Raw genomic sequence first — 2,499 nt, forward strand, 5'->3', positions numbered from 1 at the left:
GATGCCGAGGGCATCGACATGGGCCCGTCCCCGACGGACGCCGCCCTGGCCGCCGACCTGGCGCTGCCGATCGAGGAGCTGGAGCTCACGGTCCGTTCCTACAACTGCCTCAAGCGTGAGGGCGTCCACTCGGTGGGTGAGCTCCTGGCGCGCTCGGAGGCCGACCTGCTCGACATCCGCAACTTCGGTGCGAAGTCGATCGACGAGGTCAAGGCGAAGCTGGCCGGCCTGGGCCTGGCCCTGAAGGACAGCCCGCCCGGATTCGACCCGACCGCCGCGGCCGATGCCTTCGGCGCCGCCGACGACGAGGGCAACGGGTTCGTGGAGACCGAGCAGTACTGAACGCTGCGTCGGGGCGCGGGGGAGCCAGGAAGACAGGGGAGCCGGTGATGAGCACCGGCCGACCGCAGCACCCGACTCCCCGATGGCCCACTGGCGGAGATGCGGACGCCCAAGCCCTCCGAGCCTGATCAAGAAGGTTAAGGCGGCCGCCGTCGTTTGTACCCCCGCGGTACGAAACAGCCCCCTCGGAGCTCACTCCGAGGGGGCTGTTCGATGCATATCGCCCGTTCATGCACAGTACCCCCGGCAGGATTCGAACCTGCGGCACCTGGTCTAGGAGTTCAGCCCGGCGGCGCAGGGCCAGGGGGACAGCCTTCCCGCAGGGCTCGCAGGCGCATTCGCGAGGCGGGAGCTCCTCCCAAACCCCTCCAACACCCAGGGCCTACCGCACGGCGCGCCGCTCTTCCGATACCGCACGTGCCGCTCGATCGGTCCCAGCGGGCGACGTGCGCCCATACCGGTCCCATGCGCCTTCGGGCCCACGCCTCGGACGCTCTGCTGCTGACGCTCAAGCAGGGCCCACAAGGACCTGGCCGAGGCGGACGGAAATTCGTAGCGCCTCTACTGCGTCCTCCAAGGCGTCCCGACGCACTGGAACGGGTGAGACGGTCCGTACCCGGTGGACCGGGAAGGGGGAGGGATGACGCGAGGCGCGGAAGCGGCTCTGCACGCCTTCGTCGAGGGCAGACGCACGGCATTGTTCCGCAGCGCCTATCTGCTGTGCGGAACCGTGACGAGGCGGAGGACCTCGTCCAGACGACGCTGGTGAAGGTCGTCCTCGGCGCGCGCCGGCACGGGCGGCTGGAGAACCTCGACGCCTATGCGCGCCGGACGCTGGTCAACACCTTCATCTCGGCCCCGCCGCCGGTTCTGGCGGCGCGAACAGGCGTACGGCGACGTGCCGGGACAGTTGGTGGACAGCGATACCGGGCTGATGGTGCGGGCCGCTCTCGCCGGACTCGCGCCCAAGCAGCGGGCGGTGCTCGTGCTGCGCTACTGGGAGGACCTCAGTGTGGCAGCCACCGCCGAGTTGCTCGGGATGCGGGAGAGCACGGTCAAGAGCCACACGGCCAGGGGACTCGCGGCGCTGAAGGCCGCGGTGCGGGAGGAGTACGTATGAGTGAGAAGGACGTGGTGCGGGAACTGCTCTGGAAGGCGGCCGGCCCCGTGCCGGTGCCGGAGAGCCGGGGGAGCGAGGTGGTGTTCGCACGGGCCGCGCGGTTGCGGTGGCGGAGGCGCGCGGCGGTGACCGGCGTCGTCGCGGCCGTGGTTGCGGGGGGCGTCGTCGTGGGCTCCGGCGTGCTGCCGGGCGGGCGGGGCGAGAACGTGGCGGCGTCGCCGACGGCCGGGGAGTTCGGCACGGGAGTCGTCGGCTTCCGCAAGCTGCTGCCCGCCGACGTGGGCAAGGTCCGAGAGGTGTCGCTGCTGCGGCTCATCAAGGGGGTGTCGAACGCGCCGGCGCCGAAGAAGATCGGGCCCTACGACGGCGACTACGCCGTTGTACGGGACGGCGGTGTCGGGTACTTGGTGGTCCACGTGATGTCGGCGAAGGCCGTCAAGGCCGAGGGGGCGGAGCAGGATCCCTGCGCGTTGCCGCACGAGACACCCGAGCGGATCAAGTGCACCAGCGAGAAGGTGCCGGGGGGCGCCGTCCTGAGCATCTGGCAGTGGGCCGCGACCCAGAACGTCCAGCCCAAGTACAGCGGCGCCGAACTGGCCGCCAGCCTGCGGCTGAAGGACGGCTCGCTGCTCACCATCCGGGACTGGACGGGCTTCCTCGGCAAGGGCTCCGAGGGCCCGCTGCTGAAGACCTTCCCGCTGACGCGGGCACAACTGCGCGAACTGGCGCTGAAGCCCCAACTGTTGCCGTAGGCCCCGGACGCGCCAGGGGGCGGTACGAGGATCTCGTGCCGCCCCCTTCGTTCGCGCCCCAAAGCCCCCTCCCCAGGAGACCTGGGCGCCGCACGGGAACTCCAGCCCCGTGAGCGCCCCTACCCCGTGAACCACGAGATGCTGGCTCACCTGAGCCAATGAGCCTGACCGCCAGTTGAGTTGATCTCTTAGAAGCTGTTGTCTTTCCGGACGCGAGGACTGCGTTTTCGCTGGTGGGGCATGGGGTCGGTGGTCTGGTGGGAGTGACGGCTTGTGATGTCGTCG

2 protein-coding genes and 1 pseudogene are annotated in these 2,499 nt (G+C 70.1%); all 3 read left to right on the forward strand.

What is annotated here, in order from left to right; translation table 11 throughout:
• A partial coding sequence (locus tag ACFYX0_RS47405; RefSeq protein WP_388981964.1) for a DNA-directed RNA polymerase subunit alpha C-terminal domain-containing protein occupies positions 1-342 on the forward strand: 342 nt, incomplete at its 5' end.
• 640 nt (positions 343-982) lie between these two features.
• Positions 983-1,462 (forward strand): annotated as a pseudogene (locus ACFYX0_RS47410) (SigE family RNA polymerase sigma factor).
• Positions 1,459-2,214 (forward strand): hypothetical protein, encoded by a 756-nt coding sequence (locus ACFYX0_RS47415; protein WP_388981966.1) that lies wholly within the window; start codon positions 1,459-1,461, stop codon positions 2,212-2,214. The pseudogene ACFYX0_RS47410 and the gene ACFYX0_RS47415 overlap by 4 nt, the downstream one beginning before the upstream one ends.
• Positions 2,215-2,499 lie beyond the last annotated feature (285 nt).

Origin of the sequence: Streptomyces sp. NPDC002573 (genome assembly GCF_042889625.1) — a bacterium.
Taxonomy (GTDB): Bacteria; Actinomycetota; Actinomycetes; order Streptomycetales; family Streptomycetaceae; genus Streptomyces; species Streptomyces gibsoniae.